General features: G+C 73.2%; 13 protein-coding genes. 9 read left to right on the top strand and 4 right to left on the bottom strand.

The window, feature by feature from the left end:
- Positions 1-24 precede the first annotated feature (24 nt).
- The 3 genes from OHO27_RS11160 to OHO27_RS11150 are packed head-to-tail and all read right to left on the bottom strand — an operon-like array spanning position 25 to position 1,967.
- Positions 25-924 (bottom strand): aminoglycoside phosphotransferase family protein, encoded by a 900-nt coding sequence (locus tag OHO27_RS11160; RefSeq protein WP_328422784.1) that lies wholly within the window; start codon positions 922-924, stop codon positions 25-27.
- A gap of 27 nt (positions 925-951) precedes the next feature.
- A complete protein-coding gene (locus OHO27_RS11155; protein ID WP_328422783.1) occupies positions 952-1,419 on the bottom strand; it encodes a ferritin-like domain-containing protein in 468 nt (155 codons plus the stop codon).
- Positions 1,416-1,967 (bottom strand): hypothetical protein, encoded by a 552-nt coding sequence (locus OHO27_RS11150; protein ID WP_328422781.1) that lies wholly within the window; start codon positions 1,965-1,967, stop codon positions 1,416-1,418. Before OHO27_RS11150 ends, OHO27_RS11155 begins: the two co-directional genes overlap by 4 nt.
- Before the next feature lie 222 nt (positions 1,968-2,189).
- On the opposite strand from OHO27_RS11150, the gene rimP reads away from it, so the two are divergent.
- The 9 genes from rimP to OHO27_RS11105 all read left to right on the top strand — a co-directional run bounded on the left by rimP (position 2,190) and on the right by OHO27_RS11105 (position 14,546).
- Positions 2,190-2,696 carry a ribosome maturation factor RimP gene (gene rimP / locus OHO27_RS11145; RefSeq protein WP_328422779.1) on the top strand — a complete coding sequence of 169 codons (507 nt, stop codon included), beginning with the start codon at positions 2,190-2,192 and terminating at the stop codon, positions 2,694-2,696.
- A gap of 2 nt (positions 2,697-2,698) precedes the next feature.
- Entirely contained in the window at positions 2,699-3,685 is a 987-nt protein-coding gene (gene nusA / locus OHO27_RS11140; protein WP_328422777.1) for a transcription termination factor NusA, read from the top strand.
- A 102-nt stretch (positions 3,686-3,787) separates the two neighbouring features.
- Positions 3,788-4,084 carry a YlxR family protein gene (locus tag OHO27_RS11135; RefSeq protein ID WP_328422775.1) on the top strand — a complete coding sequence of 99 codons (297 nt, stop codon included), beginning with the start codon at positions 3,788-3,790 and terminating at the stop codon, positions 4,082-4,084.
- Between the two features lie 147 nt (positions 4,085-4,231).
- Positions 4,232-7,426, top strand: coding sequence for a translation initiation factor IF-2 (gene infB, locus OHO27_RS11130; RefSeq protein ID WP_328422773.1), 3,195 nt, complete (start codon positions 4,232-4,234; stop codon positions 7,424-7,426).
- Between the two features lie 207 nt (positions 7,427-7,633).
- Positions 7,634-7,930: a DUF503 domain-containing protein gene (locus tag OHO27_RS11125; protein WP_328422771.1), complete on the top strand. Its 297-nt coding sequence runs from the start codon at positions 7,634-7,636 to the stop codon at positions 7,928-7,930.
- A gap of 49 nt (positions 7,931-7,979) precedes the next feature.
- Entirely contained in the window at positions 7,980-8,435 is a 456-nt protein-coding gene (gene rbfA / locus OHO27_RS11120; RefSeq protein WP_328422769.1) for a 30S ribosome-binding factor RbfA, read from the top strand.
- Positions 8,432-9,337: a tRNA pseudouridine(55) synthase TruB gene (gene truB, locus OHO27_RS11115; protein WP_328422767.1), complete on the top strand. Its 906-nt coding sequence runs from the start codon at positions 8,432-8,434 to the stop codon at positions 9,335-9,337. Before rbfA ends, truB begins: the two co-directional genes overlap by 4 nt.
- A 376-nt stretch (positions 9,338-9,713) precedes the next feature.
- Positions 9,714-13,442: a trypsin-like peptidase domain-containing protein gene (locus tag OHO27_RS11110; protein ID WP_328422765.1), complete on the top strand. Its 3,729-nt coding sequence runs from the start codon at positions 9,714-9,716 to the stop codon at positions 13,440-13,442.
- A 156-nt stretch (positions 13,443-13,598) separates the two neighbouring features.
- A complete protein-coding gene (locus OHO27_RS11105) occupies positions 13,599-14,546 on the top strand; it encodes a bifunctional riboflavin kinase/FAD synthetase (RefSeq protein WP_328422763.1) in 948 nt (315 codons plus the stop codon).
- Between the two features lie 67 nt (positions 14,547-14,613).
- Here the strand turns inward: OHO27_RS11105 and OHO27_RS11100 are convergent, their stop codons facing one another.
- Positions 14,614-17,106 (bottom strand): MinD/ParA family ATP-binding protein, encoded by a 2,493-nt coding sequence (locus OHO27_RS11100; protein WP_328422761.1) that lies wholly within the window; start codon positions 17,104-17,106, stop codon positions 14,614-14,616.
- Positions 17,107-18,045: the final 939 nt, after the last annotated feature.

The raw sequence follows: 18,045 nt of genomic DNA, 5'->3' as shown, positions 1-18,045 counted from the left end.
CTGCCCGGAGCACACGGAGCCGGCTCAGAGCCAGCCGGCGAACTCCAGCAACAACTCCGCGTCCCGGGCCCGCCCGACCCGCCGCGCCCGCACCCCCGACTCCACTGCCCGGAACAACGTCCAGCCCCGCAGCCGCTCCTGATCCACGTCCAGCGACTCCGCAAGCCGCTTGACCCGCCGCCGGGTCGTCGCCGCCCCCGACGGTGAGGCGATCAGATCCTCCACCCGGTCCCGCACCAACCGCGCCAGATCGAACGCGCACTCACCGACCACCGGATCCGGCCCCACCGCGAGCCACGGCATCCGCTCCCCGGCCAGCACCTTGCTCTGCCGGAAGGTCCCGTGCAGCAACCGCCGTTCGGGCGGCGCGGCCAGCAACTCCTCACGCGCGGCGAGCGCGGCGTCGACCAGCGGGGTCACCTCGGTATCCCTCGCCGCGGTCGCCCGCATCGCGTCGGCCTGCCTGCCGGTCCGTTCGGCGACGGTCTCGAAGGGGTGGTCGCCGGGCGGCTCGACCCACAGCCGCCGCAGCGTCCCCGCCGCCTCCAGCAGCGCCTTCGCCTCGGGCAACGACCGCACCGACACATCCGGGTGCAGCCGCTCCAGCAACAGCACACCCTCGACAGGGGGCCCGTCGAGCAGTTGTACGGCCCCCGCCCCGCCCCAGTGCGCCAGCGCCGCCCGCTCACTCTGCGGACGGGCTCGCGGCGGGGCCAGCTTCAGCACCGCCGGGGTCCCGTCGGCGCGCCGGACGAGCACCACCAGGCTGCTGCGCCCACCCGGCATCTGCACCCGCTCAACGGTCAACTCGCGTAGCGTGACGGCCTGGTGAGCCGCATCCGGCAGCTTCACCAACCAGTCGTCGCCGTCCTGTGCCGTCTCACCGAGCGCCTTGACCAGACGCGGCGGCGGTTCGAAAGCCATGCGCGAGTAGTTCCCTTCAGATGCGGGTCATGCCGAGGGCATCGGCGAGGCGGATGTCGTGGCCGCCCGCTCGGCGAGCCCAGGGAAGGCTACGCTCTCGCCCCGCCAGCGCACCGCCCGCACCGCCGCCTCCCGCAGCGCCTCGGCCGCCGTACCCCGCAGCTCACCCTCGGCCGCCCGCACCAGGTCCGAGTACACGCCGGCCAGCCGGTCCTCCAGCCCGGTGGCGAAGCGGACGGCCGCGGGCGAGTCCGACACCGGGAACGGCAGCGCGTACGCGGGGCTCGCGGCGACCGGCTGGGCGCCGAGGTCGCGCACCTCGCGCGCCAGCGCGTCCCGCCTCACCCGGTGCGCGTCGTAGGCCGCGCGTGCCTCCGAGCGCCGCTCCTGGCTGATCCGGCCGCCGACGACGCCGTACCCGTACACCGCCGCGTGCTCGGCGGCGAGCGCCGCCTGCAGGGCCTTCAGCTGCTCCTTCTTGCCGGACTCGCTCACTTGGCCCCCTCGTTCAGCAGATACGCGTGCGCCGCCCCCGCCGCGGCCACGGAGGCCAGCAGCCGCGCCAGTTCGCCCGGTACGTCCAGCAGAGCCTTGGCCCGCCGGTCGGCGAGCGCCCGCTCCGTGGCGGCGAGCTCGGCGAGGGCCGCCCTCTCGTCGAGGGGGACTGCGGCCGCCGGCGACCCGGAAGGCGACGGCGAACCGGAAGACGCCGGCGACCCGGAGGGCGACGCGCTGTCCGATGCTTTTCGGCCACTCCCGAAGGCGTCCACATGCCGTACCGCCGCCGCCCGCAACGGCCCCAGCAGTTCCGCCAGCACAGGATGGGCGGCGAGCACCGCGTCGTAGCGCTCGACCAGTCCCGCGCTGTCCCCGGCCGCACGCGCGCGTGCCCGCTCGGCGACCGACGGGCTGCCGCTGGTGCCGCCGTCCGAGTCCTCGGAGCCGGAGGAGCAGCCCACCAGCAGCGCGGCACCGGCGGCCGAGGCGAGCAGGGTTCTTCTGCGCGGTCCCGAGAGGGAGCGCGGCGGCGGGGGGTACGGCACGGCGGACGTCCTCGGGGAACTCGTACGGAAGGCGGCTGTGAAAGCGGTTACAGAAGACAACGGGCCGCAGGCCCGTGATCACCGTACCCGCGCAAGCGGACGGCACCACTCATCGGCACCGCCCGTGCGCAGGTGGACGGCAACAGTCCTTGCGACCCGATACCCTTTGACCAGACACGCGACCCATCCCACAACAGCACACGCGGCCGAGGAGTCACCCGGATGAGCACCACCCAGAGCGAGAGGCTGCGAGAACTACTGGAACCGCTCGTCAGCTCTCAGGGCCTGGACCTCGAAGAGATCGCAGTGGACTCCGTCGGACGCAAGCGTGTGCTGCGCGTCGTCGTGGACTCGGACACCGGTGCCGACCTGGACCGGATCGCCGATGTGAGCCGTGCGCTCTCGGCGAAGCTCGACGAGACGGACGCGATGGGCGAGGGGGAGTACACCCTCGAGGTCGGCACCCCCGGCGCGGAGCGCCCCCTCACGGAGCACCGGCACTACGTGCGCGCCGTGGACCGGCTGGTGAAGTTCCAACTGGCCGAGGGCGGCGAGCTGGTGGCCCGGATCCTGAAGGTCGACGACGAGGGCCTCGACCTCGAAGTGCCGGGGGTGAAGGGCCGCAAGGCCACCTCCCGCAGAGTCGGCTTCGCGGACATCGACAAGGCGCGCGTGCAGGTCGAGTTCAATCGCAAGGACAGCAAGGACGAGAAGGAAGAGGAGGCGTAGCCGTGGACATCGACATGAGCGCCCTGCGGGGCTTGGTACGGGAGAAGGAGATCTCCTTCGACCTGCTGGTCGAGGCGATCGAGTCGGCCCTCCTCATCGCCTACCACCGCACCGAGGGAAGCCGCCGCCACGCGCGCGTGGAGCTGAACCGGGAGACCGGCCACGTGACCGTGTGGGCGAAGGAGGACCCCGAGGACCTCGAGGAGGGCCAGGAGGCCCGAGAGTTCGACGACACCCCGTCCGGCTTCGGCCGCATCGCCGCCACCACCGCCAAGCAGGTCATCCTGCAGCGGCTGCGCGACGCCGAGGACGACGCGACGCTCGGCGAGTACGCCGGCCGTGAGGGCGACATCGTCACCGGCGTGGTCCAGCAGGGCCGCGACCCGAAGAACGTCCTCGTGGACATCGGCAAGCTGGAGGCCATCCTGCCGGTGCAGGAGCAGGTCCCGGGCGAGACGTACCCGCACGGCATGCGCATCCGGTCATACGTCGTACGAGTGGCGAAGGGCGTCCGCGGCCCGTCCGTGACCCTCTCGCGCACCCACCCGAACCTGGTGAAGAAGCTCTTCGCCCTGGAGGTGCCGGAGATCGCCGACGGATCCGTCGAGATCGCCGCCATCGCCCGCGAAGCCGGTCACCGCACGAAGATCGCCGTCCGCTCCACCCGCAGCGGTCTGAACGCCAAGGGCGCCTGCATCGGCCCCATGGGCGGCCGGGTGCGCAATGTCATGGGCGAGCTGAACGGCGAGAAGATCGACATCGTCGACTGGTCGGACGACCCGGCCGAGATGGTGGCGAACGCGCTCTCGCCCGCCCGGGTCTCCAAGGTGGAGGTCGTGGACATGGCGGCCCGCTCCGCTCGCGTGACGGTGCCCGACTACCAGCTGTCACTGGCGATCGGCAAGGAAGGGCAGAACGCCCGGCTTGCGGCCCGGCTGACCGGCTGGCGGATCGACATCCGGCCGGACACCGAGCAGGCCGGGGAATAGATCCGAGCCGCAGGCCGCTCAGATCACGTCACGTTAACGCGCGGCAACTGTTCGAATCCTGCCCCAAAGGGGTGGGGTCGCTACGGGGAGGTAGACTTAGGAGTGTCTGGCCGGACACGCGTCCGCGCATGCCCTGAACGCACCTGTGTGGGGTGCCGGGAGCGAGCGGCCAAGGCTGATCTGCTGCGGATCGTGGCGATCAAGGGCGAGTGCGTCCCTGATCCTCGCGGTACGCTGCCCGGCCGGGGTGCGTATGTACACCCCGTTCTGGTCTGTCTCGACCAGGCGGTGCGCCGCCGGGCGTTCACGCGGGCGTTGCGCGCCCCGGGAGCGCTCGACACAAAGGCGTTGCGCCAGTACGTCGAGCAGACAACAGTTGCTGAGCAGGCAACACCGTAAGAAGCGTCGCGCGGAACCCCCGCGCGGCCCAGGTATTCCGCGAGTTGGAAGTAGGTCGAGATTGCGATGAGCACTCGATGAGCACGCGATGAGTACGCCCATGAAGTAGCGACGGTCCGGACGCAACCCGGACCTAAAAGGAGCGAAGTGGCTAAGGTCCGGGTATACGAACTCGCCAAGGAGTTCGGGGTTGAGAGCAAGGTCGTCATGGCCAAGCTCCAAGAACTCGGTGAATTCGTCCGTTCGGCGTCTTCGACCATCGAAGCGCCCGTTGTCCGCAAACTGACGGACGCCCTCCAGCAGGGCAACGGAGGCGGCAAGCCCGCCCCCGCCCGCAAGGCTGCCCCGGCGAAGCCGGCAGCCCCCTCTCCCGCGCCGGCCGCCCGTCCGGCTGCCCCGCGCCCGCCGGCTCCCAAGCCGGACGCCGCCGAGAAGCCCGCGGCTCCCGCCGCGCCGGCCGCTCCCGGCCCCCGTCCCACCCCGGGCCCGAAGCCCGCGCCGCGGCCCGCCCCGGCGTCCCCGGCTCCGACCGCGCCCGAGTTCACGGCACCCCCGGCGCCTCCGGCGGCTCCCGCCGCCCCGGCCGCCTCTCAGGGCCAGGCCCAAGCCCAGGGCCAGGGCCAGGGCCAGGCCCAAGCCCAGGGCCAGGGTTCCGGCCCGCGTCCGGGCGCCCCGCGTCCGGCCGGCCAGGCGCCGCGTCCCGGCGCTCCGCGTCCGGGTGGCCCCGGCCAGGGCGGCCAGGGCCGTGGTGACCGCGACCGCGGCGACCGTCCCGGCGCTCAGCGTCCGGGTGGCGGCGCCCAGCGTCCCGGCGGTCGTCCGGCCGGTCCCCGTCCGGGCAACAACCCGTTCACCTCTGGCGGCTCCACCGGCATGGCGCGCCCGCAGGCGCCCCGTCCGGGCGGCGCCCCGCGTCCGGGCGGCCCCGGTGCCCCCGGCGGTGCCCCGCGTCCGCAGGGCCAGGGCCAGGGCGGCGGTCCCCGTCCCCAGGCTCCGGGCGGCGCGCGTCCCACTCCGGGCGGCATGCCCCGTCCGCAGGGCGGCGGTCCCCGTCCCGGCGGCTCCGGCGGTCCGCGTCCCGGCGGCGGTGGCCCCGGTGGCCCGCGTCCGAACCCCGGCATGATGCCGCAGCGTCCTGCTGCCGGCCCGCGTCCCGGCGGCGGTGGCCCCGGTGGCCGTGGTCCCGGTGGTGGCGGCGGCGGTCGTCCCGGTGGTGGCGGCGGCGGTCGTCCCGGCGGCGGCGGCGGCTTCGCCGGGCGTCCCGGCGGCGGCGGTGGCGGCGGCTTCGCCGGTCGTCCCGGCGGTCCCGGTGGCGGCGGTGGCGGTTTCGCCGGTCGTCCCGGTGGTCCCGGTGGTGGCGGCGGTGGCCGTCCCGGCTTCGGTGGCCGTCCCGGCGGTCCCGGTGGCCGTGGTGGCACGCAGGGTGCCTTCGGCCGTCCCGGCGGTCCCGCTCGTCGTGGCCGTAAGTCGAAGCGGCAGAGGCGCCAGGAGTACGAGGCCATGCAGGCCCCGTCGGTCGGCGGCGTGATGCTGCCTCGCGGCAACGGACAGTCCGTCCGCCTGTCGCGCGGTGCGTCCCTCACCGACTTCGCGGAGAAGATCAACGCCAACCCGGCGTCGCTCGTCGCCGTGATGATGAACCTCGGCGAGATGGTCACTGCCACGCAGTCCGTCTCCGACGAGACCCTCCAGCTGCTCGCCGGCGAGATGAACTACGTCATCGAGATCGTCAGCCCGGAGGAGGAGGACCGCGAGCTGCTCGAGTCCTTCGACATCGAGTTCGGCGAGGACGAGGGCGGCGAGGAATTCCTCATGCCGCGTCCGCCGGTCGTGACCGTCATGGGTCACGTCGACCACGGTAAGACCCGACTGCTGGACACCATCCGCAAGACGAACGTCGTCGCGGGCGAGGCCGGCGGTATCACGCAGCACATCGGTGCGTACCAGGTCGCCACCCAGGTCAACGACGAAGAGCGCAGGATCACCTTCATCGACACCCCGGGTCACGAGGCGTTCACCGCCATGCGTGCCCGTGGTGCGAAGTCGACCGACATCGCGATCCTGGTCGTCGCGGCCAACGACGGCGTCATGCCGCAGACGGTCGAGGCGCTCAACCACGCCAAGGCGGCCGACGTCCCGATCGTCGTCGCGGTCAACAAGATCGACGTCGAGGGCGCGGACCCGACCAAGGTGCGCGGTCAGCTGACCGAGTACGGCCTGGTGGCCGAGGAGTACGGCGGCGACACGATGTTCGTCGACATCTCCGCCAAGCAGGGCCTCAACATCGAGAGCCTGCTGGAGGCCGTGGTCCTCACCGCGGACGCTTCGCTCGACCTGCGGGCCAACCCGGAGCAGGACGCGCAGGGTATTGCGATCGAGTCCCACCTCGACCGTGGCCGCGGTGCCGTTTCGACGGTCCTGGTCCAGCGCGGCACGCTGCGCATCGGCGACACGATGGTGGTCGGCGACGCGTACGGCCGTGTCCGGGCGATGCTCGACGACAACGGCAACAACGTCGAGGAAGCGGGTCCGTCGACCCCCGTCCTGGTCCTGGGTCTCACCAACGTCCCGGGCGCCGGCGACAACTTCCTGGTCGTTGACGAGGACCGCACGGCGCGTCAGATCGCCGAGAAGCGCGCGGCGCGTGAGCGCAACGCCAACTTCGCCCGCCGGGGTGTCCGGTTCTCCCTGGAGAACCTGGACGAGGCCCTCAAGGCCGGTCTGGTGCAGGAACTCAACCTCATCATCAAGGGCGACGCGTCCGGTTCGGTGGAGGCTCTCGAGTCCTCGCTGCTCCAGCTCGACGTCGGCGAAGAGGTCGACATCCGCGTCCTGCACCGCGGTGTGGGTGCGGTCACCGAGTCCGACATCGACCTGGCGACCGGCTCCGACGCCATCGTCATCGGCTTCAACGTCCGCGCTGCGGGCCGCGCGGCGCAGATGGCGGAGCGCGAGGGCGTCGACGTCCGGTACTACTCGGTGATCTACCAGGCCATCGAGGAGATCGAGGCGGCCCTCAAGGGCATGCTCAAGCCGGAGTACGAGGAGGTCGAGCTCGGCACGGCGGAGATCCGCGAGGTCTTCAAGTCGTCCAAGCTGGGCAACATCGCCGGTGTCCTGGTCCGCTCGGGCGAGGTCAAGCGCAACACCAAGGCGCGCCTCGTCCGCGACGGCAAGGTCATCGCGGAGAGCCTCAACATCTCCGGTCTGCGTCGCTTCAAGGACGACGTCACCGAGATCCGCGAAGGGTTCGAGGGCGGTATCAACCTCGGCAACTTCAACGACATCAAGGTCGACGACGTCATCGCGACGTACGAGATGCGCGAGAAGCCGCGGGCGTAACAGCCGACGGTTCGTGCTGGCCGGCGGGACTTCGGTTCCGTCGGCCAGCGCGCCGTTTGCCGACCGGCATCGAAGGCGGGCGGCGACGGTCCACGGAGCGTAATATCCGTCGATCGTCCCGGCCCCTTCGTTGTACGGTTCTGATGTCCCTGCCCCACGGATGGCAGGGCCATCGATCCCGTACCGGCGGGTGAACCGGTTACACGCATGTATGTGGGGACGCTGTCCTTCGACCTCCTCCTCGGCGACGTACGGTCGCTGAAGGAGAAGCGCTCCGTCGTCCGCCCGATCGTCGCCGAACTCCAGCGTAAGTACGCGGTGAGCGCGGCCGAGGTGGACCACATGGATCTCTATCGGCGGGCCGGGATCGGTCTCGCCGTGGTGTCCGGCGACGCCGGGCATCTCACCGACGTACTGGACCGGTGTGAACGGCTGGTCGCCGGCCGTCCGGAAGTGGAACTGCTGTCGGTACGGCGGCGGCTCCACGGCGACCACGACGACTGACGACCATCAGCCAAAGAACGTAGAAGAAGAAAGAACGGGAGACGGACCAGTGGCCGACAACGCGCGGGCGAAGAAGCTGGCGGACCTCATCCGAGAGGTGGTGGCCCAGAAGCTGCAGCGCGGGATCAAGGACCCGCGGCTCGGCTCGCACGTCACCATCACGGACACCCGCGTCACGGGTGACCTGCGGGAGGCGACCGTCTTCTACACGGTGTACGGGGACGACGAGGAGCGGACGGCCGCGGCCGCCGGACTGGAGAGCGCCAAGGGCGTGCTCCGCTCGGCCGTCGGGGCGGCTGCGGGCGTGAAGTTCACGCCGACCCTCACCTTCGTCGCCGACGCCCTCCCGGACACCGCCAAGACCATCGAGGACCTCCTCGACAAGGCCCGGCAGTCCGACGAGAAGGTGCGCGAGGTGTCCGCGGGCGCCAAGTACGCCGGTGAGGCGGACCCGTACCGCAAGCCGGACTCCGAGGACGAGACGGACGGCGACACCGCGGAATGACGCAGAAGCACACCACGCCCGACGGCCTTGTCATCGTCGACAAGCCGTCGGGCTTCACTTCGCACGACGTGGTCGCCAAGATGCGCGGCATCGCCCGCACCCGACGCGTCGGGCACGCCGGCACCCTCGACCCCATGGCGACGGGCGTCCTCGTCCTCGGCGTCGAGAAGGCGACCAAGCTGCTCGGTCATCTGGCCCTGACCGAGAAGGAGTACCTCGGCACCGTCCGTCTCGGCCAGACCACGATCACCGACGACGCCGAGGGCGACATCACGGCGTCGGCCGACGCCTCGAAGGTCACCCGCGAGGCCATGGACGCCGGGATCGCCAAGCTGACCGGCGACATCATGCAGGTCCCCTCCAAGGTCAGCGCCATCAAGATCAACGGCGTACGGTCCTACAAGCGGGCGCGTGACGGCGAGGACTTCGAGATCCCGGCGCGGCCGGTCACCGTCTCGTCCTTCTCGGTGTACGACGTCCGGGAAGCGGTCGCCGACGACGGCACCGCCGTGCTCGACCTGGTCGTGTCGGTGGTCTGCTCCTCCGGCACCTACATCCGCGCCCTGGCCCGCGACCTCGGCGCCGACCTGGGCGTCGGCGGCCACCTCACGGCGCTGCGCCGCACCCGCGTCGGCCCGTACAAGCTGGACGCCGCCAAGACGCTGGAGCAGCTGCAGCAGGAGCTGACGGTGATGCCGATCGCCGAGGCCGCCAGGGCGGCGTTCCCGCGCTGGGAGGTCGACGCCCGCCGCGCCGGGCTGCTGACGAACGGGGTCCGCCTCGACATGCCCGACGAGTACGCGGGCGCCGGCCCCGTGGCCGTCTTCGCCCCCGAGGGCCGTCTCCTCGCGCTCGTGGAGCAGCACAAGGGCAAGGCCAAGAGCCTGGCAGTCTTCGGCTAGGCGCCGGGCTCAAGGGCGCCGCCGGCCGGTGTCTGCCCGTGGAGCGGCGGTCACGGGGTAGTCCTCTGCCCGCCGCTCCACGGTCCCCCTCGGTTCCCCCACCCCTAGGGTGTATCCAACGACCCCCGCCTGTTCACCCGTCCGTGCAGGCGCTCGGAGTGAACCGAGGGAGCGGAAGGGGGCGCGTTCGCCGAGCGATCTTTCCCGCTGATCACTTCACGCCTACCGTCGAAAGAACAGGGCGTGGGCGTATGGGCGTGTGGACGCTCGGCGGGGAGGTTCGACGATGGCGGGACGAGGCCCGGGGGCGGGCGGCGACCGCCGGATGCCGGAGGGGACGCGGACGGCGGGAGACACGTGGGGTACGCGTGATGCCATGCGGGGCGTTCGGGACCTGGGGGAGGCATCGGGTCCGTGGAGCACCGCGGACGACTTGCCGGGCATCGGCTCGACCGAGACGGACGCCGGCACACGAGGCCCGGACGGCAGCGCGTCCCGCGCCGGCGAACGCCCGGATGGCGACGGGTCGGGCGCCCGTCCTCGTGACGATGCCCTGGTCCGCATCTGCGACCCGGCGGGCCGGCCCCGCGGCCTCGGGTTCGTGGCCGACCACCACGGCACGGTCGTCACCAGCCACGAGGTCGTCGACGGTCTGCCCGGGCTGGTCCTGTACGCCGCCGCGGGCGACCGAAGCTGTGTGGTGGACGCGACCGCGGTGACCCTGTTGCCGGCCCTGGCCCTGGCCCTCGTACGCACCGAAGGCCTGGGCGTGGAGCCGTTGCCCGTGACCGTGCGGGAGCGGGTCGAGACCGGTGCGTACGTCCGGATCGCGGCCGGCGGCTGGCGGGTGGCCCGGGTGCTGGGTGCGGTGGCGGTGACGTACACGGCGACGGACCGCCTCCATCTCCTCGACGGCGCCCTGGAGTTGGCGATCGGCACGGCCGGCCGGGACGCGCTGCGGCTGGGCGGAGGGGCGGCCGGGGGGCCCGTGCTCGACGCCGGGACCGGCGCGGTCGTGGGCGTCCTCGGCACGGCACTGCAGTCCGGCCACCGTGACGCCGTCTTCGCGGTACCGCTGCTCCCGCAGGCTCTCGGCCGCGCGCGGGCAGGGGAGCCCGGCGTCCCGTCCGACGGCCCGCTGTCCGAGCTGCTCGCCGAGAACGCGGCGACGGTGCCGGTGTACGGGACCGACCTCAACCTGGCGGGCGTACTGGAACTGACGGCCACCTCGGTCGGGCAGGACGGTCCGCCCGGGGCCCTCGCGGACCATGCGGGCCGGGACGACGCCGGGGGAGCGGGGGCGGTGGCCCCGGTGGAACGGGCCTCGACGGCGGGGGAGTTCAGTGCCTTCGCCGCGAGCCGGGCCTCCGTACTGGGCCTGGTCGGCCGTCCCGGCAGTGGCCGTACGACGGAACTCGCGGCCCTGGCCGCCCGCCGCAGCCGCGGCCCGCAACCGGCTCCCACACTGTGGCTGCGCGGCGCCGACCTGAGGGACGACGACACCTCGGTGGCCGACGCAGCGCGGCGAGCACTGAGCCGGGCAGCGCGCATCGTGGCGGCATCGGCATCGGTATCGGTATCGGTATCGGGGTCAGCCTCGGCATCTGCGCCCGTCGCGGGCCAGTACTCCGCCGACCCCAGCACTCTGGGAGACACGAGCCCCGAACGGCTGGCCCGCCTCGCCCGCGCCACCGGCCGACCCCTCCTGCTCCTCCTGGACGGTCCGGAGGAGATGCCCCCCGTCCTGGCCCACGGCCTCACGGAGTGGACCGAGGGCACGGCGGAGTGGCTGCGGGAGACGGGGGCGCGGCTGGTGGTGGCGTGCCGGGCGGAGTACTGGGAAGGAGCGGGCGCCGAGTTCCCGCAGGAGCTGCTGTACGGCTTTGATGAGCGGTCGGAGCGCGGGAGCTCCGGGCGGGTTCCGCCCTCCGTGCGGCTCGACGACCTCACCCCCGACGAGGCTCACCTGGCCCGCGCCGGCTACGGCGTCCCGGACGGCGTCCTCGCCGCACCCGATGCCCGACACCCCCTCACCCTGCGCCTCTTCTCCGAGGTACGCGCCGCCCTGACCGACGCCCCTGTCGTCCCGGTCGACCGCGACGACGTCCTCTCCGCCCACCTCGACCTCATGTGCCTGCGCATCGCCGTCCGCCTCGCCGCAGAGAACGGCCTGCGCGGCACCGCCGTCCGCCGCCTCGCGGCCAAGGTCTCCGGCCAGGTCCACGAGGCCGCCCGCCGCAGCCTCGGACCGGGCCAGGGGGAGCTGGACCGGGAGTCGTTCGAGGCGGTGTTCCCCTGGGGGCCCGCACCCACGCGGCTCGGCGGCGCCACCGGCTGGGCATCCGCCGTCCTCACCGAAGGCCTCCTCGTCCCCGCAGGCAACGGCTACCGCTTCGCCCACGAGGAGGTCGCCGACTGGATCCAGGGCATGCACCTCGACCTGGACGAGGCCCTGTACGCCCTGGTCCACCGAAGCCGCATCCACCCCGACGCTGCACACCCCCTCCCCGTACCGCACCACCGCATCGGCCCCGTCGTCCAGGCCCTCCTGCTGCTCCCACGGCACCACGGTCACCATCAACTCGCCCTCCGGCTGGAAGAGTTGGCCGACGCGCTGGACGCCGACCGGCACTGCTGGTGGGCCGCCCGGCTCATCACCGAGACCCTGCTGCGCGTCCCGGACGCGATGCCGTACCAGGGCGTACTGCGCCTCCTCACCGACCGGATCGTCACCCGGCACGGTCACGACAGCGTCGCGCCGCCCGAGTTCGGCCCCGACTTCTGGACCGCGCTGCCGCTCCCGGACGGGGAGCGCCTCGACCTGTTGCGCCGCCTCGTCCTCGCCGACGGCCCGCCGAGCGACGCCGAGGAGGACCTGAACCCCGGGCAAGCCCGGCACCCCCGGTACCTGGACGCGGTGGCGCGGCTCCTCGCCGCCGACCCCGCCGCCGTACAACCCCACCTCACCCGCTGGTTCGACGACGACCGCCCGCTGCCCGCGACCCCGCACGCGACCGTCGCCCACGCCGCGCAGGCCCTGCTGCACACGCACCGCCACCGAGCCCTCGACGACCTCACCGAAACACTCGTCGACAGCGCGCACCGCAAGGCCGACGAACTCCTCGCCGTACTGGCCGAAGAGGAACCGTCCGCGATCTGCCGGGCCGTCGACCGCTGGGCGCACGACGAGCGGCCCGCGCGACGCGTCGCGGCGGCGGCGTACGGCCTGCGCGTCGCGCCGCACGTGCGCACCGAGGCCGACCGGGAACTGCTCCGCTACGCCGCCCTTGCCCTGCTCGCCCGGCCCGACGACTGCACCCTGCACGGCGGGGCGCTCGCCGTCCTCGTCCGGGAACCCCGCACACGTGGCCTCCATCTCCCGCAGGCGCTGGCGCACTTCGTGGCAGCCGACCCGCAGTTCCCGCCGGACGCCCTGGTCGCCGCCCTCCCGACCCACCCCGACCTGGTCCTCGAAGCCTTCCGGGCGCGGCTGAGCCGACCCGATGCCGGAGAGGCGCTGCGCACCCTCGCCGACGTCACCACGCCCGGCCTCGCCCGCCGCGTCGCGGCCGTCGTACGGGAGGCGGTGCAGCGGTGCCCCGAGACCGCCGCGGACGCGGCCGCGTACGTCGACCGGCGCCTCGACCACGGCCCCACTGCCCGCGCCGTCCTCTTCCCGCTGGTCACCGGCCTGCTGGACGGCGGCACGGAACAAGTGCGGGTCGCCCTGGCCGCCGTGCTCGCCACTCCCGGTACGCCCGACTCCCGGTCCCTGCGGCGCGAGCTCCTGGATTTCCTCCTCGCCAACGAACACGCCCCGGCCGTCCTCGACGCTCTCCTGCACGCCGCCGTCCGGCGCGGCGGTGACCGCCCGGGTGAGGGCCTGCGCGACCTCGTCCACCACATCGGCATGCTCCTGGTCCGCACCCAGGACGGCGCGGCCCGCTTCGACCGCGGCCTGGTCGACCTGGGCCGCCGCGTCCCCGGCTTCGCCGCCCAGGTCGCCGCCTGGCTGACCGACACCCCACAGGACTGGGCGGCGGTGGTGGGCCCGAGCACCCGCCGGATGATCGAGAACCTGGCCGGCGTCCGGGTCCCCGCATGAATCCCAGTGAATCCCGGGGTTGTCGCGTGCACCCGGTCACAGCACCCATGCCGATGCGGGCCACAAGGGCCCGGCATGGCACCCTTAGACCTGCGTAAGACCGTTTGAGCGAAGACGGACACGGGTTCGACGACTTTGCGACAAGGAGCAGGCACAGTGCAGCGCTGGCGTGGCTTGGAGGACATCCCCCAGGACTGGGGGCGCAGCGTCGTCACCATCGGCTCCTACGACGGAGTGCACCGCGGGCACCAGCTGATCATCCGGCATGCCGTGGACCGCGCGCGTGAGCTCGGCGTCCCCGCGGTCGTCGTCACCTTCGACCCGCATCCCAGCGAGGTCGTCCGCCCCGGCAGCCACCCGCCCCTGCTCGCGCCGCACCACCGCCGCGCCGACCTCATGGCCGAGCTGGGCGTGGACGCGGTGCTGATCCTCCCCTTCACGACCGAGTTCTCGAAGCTGTCGCCGGCCGACTTCGTCGTCAAGGTCCTGGTGGACAAGCTGCACGCCAGGGCGGTCGTCGAGGGCCCGAACTTCCGCTTCGGACACCGCGCCGCGGGCAACGTCGAGTTCCTCGCCGAGCAGGGCAAGATCTACGACTACGAGGTCGAGGTCGTCGACCTGTACGTGACCGGCGAGGCCGGCGGCGGCGAGCCCTTCTCCTCCACCCTGACCCGGCGCCTGGTCGCCCAGGGCGACGTCGAGGGCGCCGCCGAGATCCTGGGCCGCCCGCACCGTGTGGAGGGTGTGGTCGTGCGCGGTGCGCAGCGGGGGCGGGAGCTGGGCTTCCCCACCGCCAACGTGGAGACCCTGCCGCACACCGCCATCCCCGCCGACGGCGTCTACGCCGGCTGGCTGCACGCCCAGGGCGAGGTGATGCCGGCGGCGATCTCCGTCGGCACGAACCCGCAGTTCGACGGGACCGAGCGCACGGTGGAGGCGTACGCGATCGACCGCGTCGGCCTGGACCTGTACGGCCTGCACGTCGCCGTCGACTTCCTCGCATTCGTCCGCGGCCAGGCGAAGTTCGAGTCGCTGGAGGGCCTGCTGGAGCAGATGGCCGAGGACGTCAAGCGCTGCCGCGAGCTGGTGGCGGCCGCCGAGTAGTCACTCCCACGACGCCGAAGGGCGGCCAGTACCTCAGGGGTACCGGCCGCCCTTCGGCGTGCACGGGCTACTGCTGTGTCCAGCCGGGCGGTACGGCGCCCTGCTGCGGCTGCTGGCCCTGCTGCGGATCCTGCGGCGGCGGCGCCTGCTGCTGCCAGCCCTGGCCCGGCTGCTGCTGCGGCTGCTGCTGCGGGGGCTGCCCCCAGCCCTGACCCGGCTGCGGGGCGCCGCCCTGCTGGGGGTACGGCTGCTGGGGCTGCTGCTGGGGCGCGTAGCCGCCCTGCTGCGGGTGCTGCTGGTACTGCATGCTCGGGTTGCCGAAGCCCTGCTGCGTGCGCGCGATGTCCTCGGCGATGAGCGCGGCGAGGTCGAAGTAGGCCTCGCGGGTCTTGGGGCGCATCATGTCGAGGTCCACCTCGGCACCCGCCGACAGGTGCTCGTCGAAGGGGATCACGACGACACCGCGGCAGCGGGTCTCGAAGTGCGCGACGATGTCGTCCACCTTGATCATCTTGCCTGTCTCGCGGACACCGGAGATCACGGTGACCGACCGCTGGACGAGGTCGGCGAAGCCGTTCGCCGACAGCCAGTCGAGCGTGGTCGAGGCGCTGCTCGCGCCGTCCACCGAGGGCGTGGAGATGATGATCAACTGGTCGGCCAGGTCCAGCACTCCGCGCATCGCGCTGTAAAGCAGACCGGTACCCGAGTCCGTGAGGATGATCGGGTACTGCCGCCCCAGCACGTCGAGCGCGCTGCGGTAGTCCTGGTCGTTGAAGGTGGTGGAGACCGCCGGGTCCACGTCGTTGGCGATGATCTCGAGGCCCGAGGGCGCCTGCGAGGTGAAGCGGCGGATGTCCATGTAGCTGTTGAGCTGCGGGATCGCCTGCACCAGGTCACGGATGGTCGCGCCCGTCTCGCGCCGCACCCGTCGGCCGAGGGTGCCGGCGTCCGGGTTGGCGTCGATCGCCAGGATCTTGTCCTGCCGCTCGGTGGCGAGGGTGGCGCCCAGCGACATGGTCGTCGTGGTCTTGCCGACGCCGCCCTTGAGGCTGATCACCGCGATCCGGTAGCAGGACATCACCGGCGTCCGGATCAGACCCAGCTTCCGCTCCCGCTCCGCCTGCTCCTTCTTGGCGCCGAGCTTGAAACGGGACGGCCCTTGGTTGTTCTTGCGCGCCTTGGGCTGGTTGCGCAGCAGCCGGTCGGAGGACAGCTCCACGGCGGCGTTGTAGCCGAGCGGAGTTCCGGGCGCGGCTTGCTGCTGCTGGGGAGCGCCGGGGCCGGCCTGGGGGCCGGGTGGGGCGCTCCAGCCCTGGTTGCCCTGGTTGCCCGGCTGGCCGTAGGCGGCGGGGTTCTGCTGCGGCTGCGGTTGGGGCTGCGGTTGCTGCGGGGCCTGCTGCTGGGGCTGGGCCGGGGGCTGCTGGCCCTGAGCCGGGGGCTGCTGCGGGGCCGGCTGTTGGGGCTGGGCTGCCTGAGGGTAGCCGTAGCCGCCGCCCTGGGGCGGGTAGCCGTAGCCGGGCTGCCCGGGGTGCTGCGGCTGCTGCGGGTAGCCGTATCCGTCGGCCTGGGGGTGCGTCGGCTGGGGCTGGGGCTGGGGCTGAGGCTGCGCGGGCTGCGGCTGACCGGTGTGCGGGGCCTGCTGCGGGTAGCCGTAACCGGCGGCCTGCGGGTGTCCGGGCTGGGGCTGTCCGGTCTGGTGCGCCTGCCGCGGATCGGCGGGGGCGGGCTGCCCGCCCTGCGCCGGGTAACCGGGCTGGGCCTGGTGCTGCGCGGGGCCGAACGAGCCCTGGGCCGGGGGCTGGTGCGGAGGCTGACCGGGGTGGCCGGGCTGACCGGGGTGGCCAGCCTGGTCCGGGAGCGGCTGGGCGGCCGGGGCTTGGGGGTAGCCGTAACCGGCGGCCTGCGCCGCGGCGGCGGCCTGCTGATCCGGCTGACCGGCCTGCGGCGGCATTCCCTGGGCGGCTTGCGCCGGCGTGAAGCCCTGGGGCAGCGGCGGGAGCGCCTGGTTGGGGTGGGGCTGGGCCTGCGGCTGCTCCGGGGCCTGGCCGGTGGGCTGGGCCTGCGGCGGCATGGGGGTCTGGCCGGTCGGCTGCGCCTGGGGCTGCGGTGCCTGGGCGGCGGGCGGCTGTGCGGGAGCAGTGGGCGCGGGGGCGGCGGCCTGTGCCTCGGCCTCTGCGTCCGGCTCCGCTTCCGGGGTGGCCGGGGCGGCCGGGGGCTCGTTCTGGGGCGCGGCCTGGGCGGGGGAGTCGGCGTCGGCCTGGACGTGGTGCTCCGGCTCGTCGCCCTCCGCGGCGGGCGCGGATCCGGCGGAGTCGGCCGACTCCACCTCGTCGCTTCGGTCCTCGTTCGCCTCTGCGTCGTCGTCGGCATCGCCGAACAGGCGCGCGGCCTCGGCGTCGGCGGCGGCATGGTTGAGCTCGGCCTCCGGGTCGGCCACGGGCTCCGCCACCGGCTGTGCGGGGGCGGGCTGTTCGGGTGCGGGCGCCGCCGGGACGCCGGCTGCCGGGGTGGCCGTCGAGGACGGTCCGCCCTGGGCGTCGGTGTCGACCGGGCGCAGCACGGGGAAGCCGGGGGCGCCGGGGGTGGGGCGGGCGTGTGCTGTTGGGGCGCGACGGGAGGCTGGGCAGGCACCTGGGGCTGAGGCGCGACGGGGGGCTGGGCAGGCGTGTGCTGTTGCGGCACGCCGAATCCGCCGGAGGTGTCCTGGCCCTGTTGCGGGAAGCCGTAGCCGCCGGAGGTGTCCTGGTTCTGGCCCTGCTGGGGCGCGGCGAATCCGCCGGAGGTGTCCTGGCTCTGCTGCGGGAAGCCGTAGCCGCCGGAGGTGTCCTGGTTCTGGCCCTGCTGGGGCGCGGCGAATCCGCCGGAGGTGTCCTGGCTCTGCTGCGGGAAGCCGTAGCCGCCGGAGGTGTCCTGGCTGTGGCCCTGCTGGGGCGCGGCGAATCCGCCGGAGGTGTCCTGGCCTTGCTGCGGGAAGCCGTAGGCGCCCGAGGTGTCCTGGCTCTGGCCCTGCTGGGGTACGCCGTAGCCGCCCGAGGTGTCCTGGCCCTGCTGGGGTACGCCGAAGCCGCCCGAGGTGTCCTGGCCCTGACCCTGCGGGGGCGCGGCGGCGCCCGTCTGCTGGGGATAGCCGTATGCGCCGGCTGCGGGGCCACCCGGCGCGGGCTGCTGCTGCGGAAAGCCGTAGCCACCCGTGGCCGGGCCGCCCTGCTGGTGCGCGTTGGGCGTGCCCTCAGCCGGAGTCTGCTGGGAGGGCTGGGAGGGCTGGGCCGGCTGCGCGGGCGGTTGAGGGATGCCCTGGGCCGGTGGCTGCGCCGGTCCGGGTGTGTAGGGAGCGGGCGCACCGGGCGGACCGGTGGGCGACCCGACGGGCGCTCCGGTCGGCGGTGGTGGCGATGGCGGACCGGAATCCTGCTGTCCACCGGCCGGAGAACCGCTTTGCGTACTTTGGGCGTACCAGGCGGGAGGTGTGTAGACGATTTCGAACTCGCCGGTGAGATCC

The organism is Streptomyces sp. NBC_00443 (assembly GCF_036014175.1).
GTDB lineage: Bacteria > Actinomycetota > Actinomycetes > Streptomycetales > Streptomycetaceae > Streptomyces.
This window is presented reverse-complemented; position numbering and strand designations above follow the sequence as displayed.